This is a genomic window from Mesorhizobium sp. M2A.F.Ca.ET.042.01.1.1 (genome assembly GCF_003997405.1).
In the GTDB taxonomy this organism is placed as follows: domain Bacteria; phylum Pseudomonadota; class Alphaproteobacteria; order Rhizobiales; family Rhizobiaceae; genus Mesorhizobium.
Genome location: NZ_RZRX01000047.1, coordinates 23,607 through 30,522 on the forward strand (window position 1 = coordinate 23,607; position 6,916 = coordinate 30,522).

The following is a 6,916-nucleotide window of genomic DNA, read 5'->3' on the forward strand; positions in this document are numbered from 1 at the left end:
GCCGCGTCAGACCGCCCGGGCGCCGTATTTGGCGCGGAACTCGTCATAGCAATCGCGGCGCCAGCGCCGGCCGACGACATAGCCGCGCAGGAGCTTCGGCAGCGAATAGCCGAGCGCCTTGGACGAACGATTGGCGAGATAGCCGGAAAAGGCCTCCTGCAGCCGGCCCTTCAATGTGTCGGCGATGATCTGGCGAGCGATCATAAAGGGCGGGACATCGGGATAGCGGTCGGCGATATAGGGATGCTTGTCGATCAGGTTGGCATAGGCCGCGACATAGCCGTCGCGCCGGCGGGAGATCGAGTTCTCCGAATTGTACTTCTTCCAGTCGATGTCTTCGGACAGCTGGGCGCCGCCGCGGCGGGCAAAGCGCAGCAGAAGGTCGAGATCCTGCATGCGCGTGATGTCGCTGTCATAGCCGCCGATCGCCAGCAGCGATTCGTGCCTGGCGGTGATTGCCGAGCCGGCGATGAAAATAGTCTGCGAGACAAGGGCGCGCTGCAACGCGCTTTTATCAAGAAAGGTTTCGCGGTTGATGCATTTGGTGCTGCGGCTGCCCTTCAGCGACAGGAACGAGCTGATCAGGACTTCAAGCGAGGGATTCTGGTCGAAGCGCGCCAGCGTCCGCGCCAGCCGGTCCGGCAGATAAACGTCGTCCGAATCGAGGAAGGTCACCACGGGCGCCCGCGCGCGCTCGATGCCCGCGTTGCGGGCGGCATTGGCGCCGCGCCATTTGGCGCCGACATAGATCAGCCTCGGGTCGCGGATCTCGGCCAGCGCGGCGGCCGTCCCGTCGGTCGAACCGTCGTCGACCACGATGTGCTCGAAGCGGGTAAGTGTCTGCGCCAGAACGCTTTTCACCGCACGTACGACCTGACTGCGCCGGTTGTGGGTCGGCGTGATCACTGAGATCAGCGGAACGTCCTGGTTCGACATCAGGCTGTCACTGCCGGTCGGATCTGGCGCGTGTCGGATGGGTTTGATGGCTATGTTCTTATCCCACCTGTGATTTGCGGTCGACGCTACAAAAAAGCCACCTGTGTGTCACGCCGAGCCGGCCTAGAAATGCGAAATGGGGCTTTTTCCGCAACGTTGCGGTTTGATGGCAACACAATCGGCCTTCCGGCCCGCGGAGGCCGTCCGCCGGCAGAGCCGGCGGTGAGAATCATGCGCTCATGGAACCGATCGCGCGGCGTCAGCGCCTGAGCAGAAACACCGCTTGCTGGCCGAAGAAGTTCCAGAACCACCACGGCATCGACAGGCCGATCTTCTGGCCGTTGGCGTCGAGTGCGGTCGCCTTCTCGACGGTCGCGCCGAGCTCTTCGCACAGGTTGACGAAGTCGCGGATGGTGCAAAAGTGGATATTGGGCGTGTCGTACCAGGAGTAGGGCAGGTCCTTGGTGACCGGCATCCTGCCCTTGATCAGCAGCGAGAAGCGCACGCGCCAATGGCCGAAATTGGGGAAGGAGACGATGGCGCGGTTGCCGATCCGAAGCAGCTCATCAAGCACCACCTTCGGGTTGCGCGTCGCCTGCAGCGTCTGCGACAGTACGACGAAGTCGAAGCCCTTGTCGGCATAGAATTTCAGATCCGTGTCGGCGTCGCCCTGGATGACGGAGAGCCCGCGCGCCACGCATTCATTGACGCCGCGCTGCGACAGTTCCAGCCCGCGGCCATCGACCTGCTTGGTCTCCTGCAATAGTTCCAAGAGGACGCCGTCGCCCGAGCCGACGTCGAGCACGCGTGACTTGGCCGGAATGAGATCGGTGACGACTTCGAGGTCGACACGCTGGGCGCGGTTGACGCTCATAGGCTGAGCCCCCTTGCGCGTGCTGCCGAACCGATGAAGCCGTTGATGGCCGCGAACAGCTCCGGCTCGTCGAGCAGGAAAGCGTCGTGGCCGCGGTCGGTCTCGATCTCGACGAAGGAGACGGAAGCGCCCGCCGCGTTCAAGGCATGCACGATCGAGCGGCTCTCTTCGGTCGGGAACAGCCAGTCGCTGGTGAAGGAAACCAGGCAGAAGCGCGTCCTGGTGCCGGCGAAGGCATCGGCGAGGCGCCCGCCGTGATCGGCGGCAAGGTCGAAATAGTCCATCGCGCGGGTCAGATAGAGATAGGAATTGGCGTCGAAGCGGTCGACGAAGGTCATGCCCTGGTGGCGCAGATAGCTTTCGATCTGGAAATCGGCGTCGAAGCCGAAGGTGAGCGCCTCGCGGTCCTGCAGGTTGCGGCCGAACTTGCGGTGGAGCGCCGCTTCCGAAAGATAGGTGATGTGGGCGGCCATGCGCGCGACGGCGAGCCCCTTTTCCGGGCGCTTGCCGAACTCGAGATATTTGCCGCCATGCCAGTCCGGATCGGCCATAACCGCCTGCCGGCCGACCTCGTGGAAGGCGATGTTCTGCGAGGAATGGCGGGCGCCGGTGGCGATCGGCAGCGCCGAGAAGACCCGCTCCGGATAGCTCGCCGCCCATTCCAGCACCTGCATGCCTCCCATCGAGCCGCCGAGCACGCAAAACAGCTTTTCGATGCCGAAATGATCGACCAGCATCGCCTGCGCGCGCACCATGTCGCGTATCGTGATGATGGGCAGGTCGAGGCCGTAAGGCTTGCCGGTCGCCGGATTGGTCGAGGCCGGGCCGGTCGAGCCGAGGCAGCCGCCGATGACGTTTGCGCAGATGACGAAAAAGCGGTTGGTGTCGATGATCCTGCCGGGACCGATCAGCACTTCCCACCAGCCCGGCTTGCCGGTCACCGGATTGGTGTTGGCGACGTGCTGGTCGCCAGTCAGGGCATGGCAGACGAGAATGGCGTTGGAGCGCGCGTCGTTCAAGCTGCCGTAGGTCTGGTAGGCGATCTGGAAAGGCGAGAGCAGCGTGCCGGCGTCGAGCTTCAGCGGCTTGTCGGGGCCGAACTGCAGCACTGGGCTCGACGGATGGTCGGCCTCATCGTTGGTTCTTGCAGCGCGCTGAGCGGCCATGTCCGTCCTCGATCCTGTCCCGCATCTGCCTCGACACGACGCGGTGTCCGGCCGGCGGCGGACAACAAAAAACCGGCTTGCCGTCGCAAAGCCGGTTACAGGTTGCAAACGGCCCTTTAGCGAGTTGTTTAACGTGGCTGCAAGCCGACCGGCCAAATCACCACGAGGTTCTTGGCTCTTCTACGTCTGCGTTATGCGAACGTCAACGGCGGCATTCCGGTGATCTCGTCTTGCGTAATTTATGTAAATTACGCATATTGCGTGGATGATATCGGTTCGATCTGTTTCAATCATTTCACCGGCTTTTTTATCGGATGGAGGCAGGTATGCCACGCAATACCGCGGTTCCGGCGAGCGATTTCGCCCGAAATTTTGCGAAATATCAGGACGAAGCCATCGCTAAGAAGGTCATCAACGTGACCAGTCATGGCCGGATTGTTGGAGCGTATCTGTCTGCCGCAGAGTTCGCGCACTACGAACTACTGAAGCGCCGGGAGCGCGAAATCCTGACCGTGGGCGATCTCGATGAGGACACGATCGCCTCCATCGAAGCTGCCGAATATGGCGTGGAACCGAAGTGACGCTGCCGGTTCCAAGGCCCAGGTCTTGTCATTCGCTATAGTTTTCTTTGGAGTACCGAACATGACCGGGGCGGTATCGAAGGCGCGAAGGATCGCCCCTGCGCGATCGTTGTCGCTACGCCACGCGATGCGGACGGTCACATCCACACCATAGTCGCACCGATTACCCATAGCCCGCCACCGGACAATTCCGCGTCGATTGAGATTCCGCCGACAGTGTGCCGGGCCCTTGACCTCGACGGCGGCCGGCATTGGCTGCGCCTTGATGAATTGAACCGGTTCCTTTGGCCCGGCTACGATGTTCGACCGCGTTCCGACGGCAGTTACGCCTATGGAATGCTGCCGCCGGCTTTGTTCGAGCAACTGCGCCGAGGGATTTTGCAGCTTCAGCAGACGCGCAAGACGCGGGTTGTCAGCCGCGACGTTTAACGCCGAGCCCGGCTGAAGCGCGGTGTAGAAACAGATCCGGGCCACGTGCTTCAAGCCCTTGTTTTAATGCGTGTCGTTGTTCCGGAAACCGCGGCACACTTCGCGGCGATATGCAGTAGGCCTCTCGACATTGCCGGTCACGGCTTGTATTTCCGCTGCGGCCTTCAAAGGCCCTCTCGACGGATTTGTGACATGAAGCAGGATCAGCCCCGTCCGACGCCCCGCGCGGGCATCATGGACATCGAGGCCTATGTGCCGGGAAAAAGCACCGCGCCGGCCGGCGTGACGAAAGTCTACAAGCTGTCGTCGAACGAAAATCCGCTGGGGCCCTCGCCGAAGGCGATCGAGGCCGCGCGCGAGGTGGCGGCGAAGCTCGACGTCTATCCCGACGGCACGGCGCGGCGGCTGCGCGAGGCGATAGGCGAGGTGCATGGGCTGAACCCTGCGAACATCATCTGCTCCAACGGCTCGGACGAGATCCTGGGACTTCTGGCGCAGACCTATGTCGCGCCGGGCGACGAGGCCGTGTTCACCGAACACGCCTTCATGGTCTACAAGATCTACATCCAGGCGGCGGGCGCCAAGCCGGTGGCGGTGAAGGAAACCGACGAGCGCGCCGATGTCGACGCGATCCTCGCCGCGGTCACGCCCAAGACGCGTATCGTGTTCCTTGCCAATCCGAACAACCCGACCGGCACCTACCTGCCGTTCAGCGAGGTGCGGCGGCTGCATGCCGGCCTGCCCAAGAATGTGCTTCTGGTGCTCGACGCGGCCTATGCCGAATATGTGCGGCGCAACGACTATGAAGCCGGCATCGAGCTTGCCGGCAGCGCCGAGAACGTGGTGATGACGCGCACCTTCTCCAAGCTCGGCCTCGGCGGCGCGCGCGTGGGCTGGATGTACGGGCCGGCGCATATCGTCGATGCCATCAACCGTATTCGCGGTCCCTTCAACGTCAACGCCACCGCGATAGAGGCCGGCATCGCCTCGATCCGCGACCGCGCCCATATCGAGCGCAGCGTGACGCATAACGAGAAATGGCTGGGATGGCTCAGCGCGGAGTTCATCGGGCTCGGCCTGCGCGTCACGCCCAGCGTCGGCAATTTCGTGCTGATCCATTTTCCCGACGACAAGAAACATTCGGCGGCGGCCGCGGACGATTACCTGAGCGCGCGCGGCTATATCCTGCGCCGCGTCACCGGCTACGGTTTCCCCAACGCGCTGCGCATGAGCGTCGGCACCGAGGAAGCCAACCGCGGCGTCATTGACGCGCTGAAGACCTTCCTGAAAAGCTAGACACCATGGCATCACCGATGTTCGAGAAAATAGCGCTGGTCGGCATCGGCCTGATCGGCTCATCGCTCGCCCGCGTCATCCGCCGTGAAGAGCTGGCGCGTCATATCGCCATCGCGACGCGCAGCGCATCGACGCTGAAGCGCGCCGAGGAGCTCGGCCTTGGCGATTCCTACACGACGGAGGCAAAAGAAGCGGTGCGCGACGCCGATCTCATCATCGTCTCGGTCCCGGTCGGCTCGTCCGGCGAGGTCGCGGCCGAGATCGCGCCGGCGCTGAAGAAGGGCGCCATCCTCACCGATGTCGGCTCGACCAAGGCTTCCGTCATCGCGCAGATCGAGCCGCACGTGCCGGAAGGCGTACACTTCATTCCCGGACATCCGCTGGCCGGCACGGAAAAGTCCGGACCCGATGCGGGCTTTGCCGATCTCTTCGAGAACCGCTGGTGCATCTTCACGCCGCTGCCGGGCACCGATCCCGCCGCGCTCGAGACGCTTTCGGAGTTCTGGCGGCGCTGTGGCTCCAACATCGACACGATGGACCCGCAGCATCACGACATGACGCTCGCGATCGTTTCACATCTGCCGCATATCATCGCCTACAACATCGTCGGCACGGCAGACGACCTGGAAGCGGTGACCAAGAGCGAAGTCATCAAATATTCCGCCTCCGGTTTTCGCGATTTCACCCGCCTTGCCGCCTCCGACCCGACCATGTGGCGGGATGTTTGCCTGCACAACAAAGACGCGATCCTGGAGATGCTGGCGCGGTTCTCGGAGGATCTGGCCTCGCTGCAGCGGGCGATCCGCTGGGGCGACGGCGAAAAGCTGTTCGATCTCTTCACCCGCACCCGCGCCATCCGCCGCTCGATCATCGAGGCCGGCCAGGATATCGAGACAACTTCGCTCGCCATTCTGCGAAGCGTCCGAAGCGTCTCCCGGAGGAGTAGCCGGCGCCGGGATAGCTCCTGCCACGCCCAGCCGTCAGCGGCAAGGGCGATCATCTCGCCCGCGAACTCGACATCATCGCCGAGCATCGCGGCGACACGCACCGCTCCTGGCGCAAAGTGAAAGTCACCGAGCGGCGTGCGGCCGACGACTTTGCCCACTGCATGCGCGATCTGGCCGATATCCACTATCCCGAAGCCGCGCATCCGCGTGGTTGCTGGATGACCTGCTCCCCGTTTTGTCCGCGCCTATAAGTTAGCCGGGTGGCCGCTGCTTCGAACAGCGACCGTATATAAATTGGATCTGGCTTGGATAAACGAGTCGCGTCATGCAATCGGGCTCAGACCATGGATTCCGCAACGATCGACCGAGGAAGTGAAAAATGGTGGGGCCCGATGCCTTTCAGGGCGAGCAGCATCGCCGGTGCCGGCTGCTCAGCGAGATGCGCAGAGCCGACCGGCGCGGCAGCGAGCATGACATCGCGCGCGGCCTCGACCGCCTTGATCTGTTCGATCAGCAGCTCCAGCTGATCGAGTTCGCGGCCAATCTGCAGCTTCAGATGGATAGGCAGCGGACGGCCGTCGCCGGTCTTGAGCGCCTCGAGCCGCTTGCGCCGGTCGCGGCGCAGCGGCTCGTAGCCGGACACGCCTTGGCTGAACAGCAGGCCCTTGATGCGATTGACATGCCGTA

5 protein-coding genes, 2 pseudogenes and 1 riboswitch are annotated in these 6,916 nt (G+C 63.1%); of the genes and pseudogenes, 3 read left to right on the plus strand and 4 right to left on the minus strand.

Features of this window, described 5'->3' with window-relative positions:
* Positions 1-6: 6 nt before the first annotated feature.
* The 3 genes from EOA23_RS09900 to EOA23_RS09910 all read right to left on the minus strand — a co-directional run bounded on the left by EOA23_RS09900 (position 7) and on the right by EOA23_RS09910 (position 2,976).
* Positions 7-936, minus strand: a complete 930-nt coding sequence (locus EOA23_RS09900) for a glycosyltransferase family A protein (RefSeq protein ID WP_127303785.1) — start codon at positions 934-936, stop codon at positions 7-9.
* 259 nt (positions 937-1,195) lie between these two features.
* Positions 1,196-1,810, minus strand: coding sequence for a methionine biosynthesis protein MetW (metW, locus tag EOA23_RS09905; RefSeq protein WP_042643794.1), 615 nt, complete (start codon positions 1,808-1,810; stop codon positions 1,196-1,198).
* Positions 1,807-2,976 (minus strand): homoserine O-acetyltransferase, encoded by a 1,170-nt coding sequence (locus EOA23_RS09910; RefSeq protein ID WP_126064185.1) that lies wholly within the window; start codon positions 2,974-2,976, stop codon positions 1,807-1,809. Before EOA23_RS09910 ends, metW begins: the two co-directional genes overlap by 4 nt.
* A 96-nt stretch (positions 2,977-3,072) precedes the next feature.
* A riboswitch (SAM riboswitch) is annotated at positions 3,073-3,150 on the minus strand.
* Between the two features lie 152 nt (positions 3,151-3,302).
* On the opposite strand from EOA23_RS09910, the gene EOA23_RS09915 reads away from it, so the two are divergent.
* From EOA23_RS09915 to EOA23_RS09930, 3 genes and pseudogenes are all read left to right on the plus strand, one after another.
* Complete coding sequence (locus tag EOA23_RS09915; protein ID WP_127303786.1) at positions 3,303-3,557, plus strand: hypothetical protein; 255 nt, start codon at positions 3,303-3,305, stop codon at positions 3,555-3,557.
* A 621-nt stretch (positions 3,558-4,178) separates the two neighbouring features.
* Entirely contained in the window at positions 4,179-5,282 is a 1,104-nt protein-coding gene (gene hisC / locus EOA23_RS09925) for a histidinol-phosphate transaminase (protein WP_127303787.1), read from the plus strand.
* A 5-nt stretch (positions 5,283-5,287) separates the two neighbouring features.
* A pseudogene (locus EOA23_RS09930) lies at positions 5,288-6,175 on the plus strand (prephenate/arogenate dehydrogenase family protein); the annotation flags it as partial.
* Positions 6,176-6,692: 517 nt separating this feature from the next.
* Here EOA23_RS09930 and EOA23_RS09935 read toward each other — a convergent pair.
* Positions 6,693-6,916: pseudogene (locus EOA23_RS09935) on the minus strand (IS110 family transposase); the annotation flags it as partial.

What these genes read in the sequence shown, in the direction of transcription:
- EOA23_RS09900 (WP_127303785.1), bottom strand. Translation starts at nt 936, where the DNA reads ATGTCGAACCAGGACGTTCCGCTGATCTCAGTGATCACGCCGACCCAC.
- metW (WP_042643794.1), bottom strand. Translation starts at nt 1,810, where the DNA reads ATGAGCGTCAACCGCGCCCAGCGTGTCGACCTCGAAGTCGTCACCGAT.
- EOA23_RS09910 (WP_126064185.1), bottom strand. Translation starts at nt 2,976, where the DNA reads ATGGCCGCTCAGCGCGCTGCAAGAACCAACGATGAGGCCGACCATCCG.
- EOA23_RS09915 (WP_127303786.1), top strand. Translation starts at nt 3,303, where the DNA reads ATGCCACGCAATACCGCGGTTCCGGCGAGCGATTTCGCCCGAAATTTT.
- hisC (WP_127303787.1), top strand. Translation starts at nt 4,179, where the DNA reads ATGAAGCAGGATCAGCCCCGTCCGACGCCCCGCGCGGGCATCATGGAC.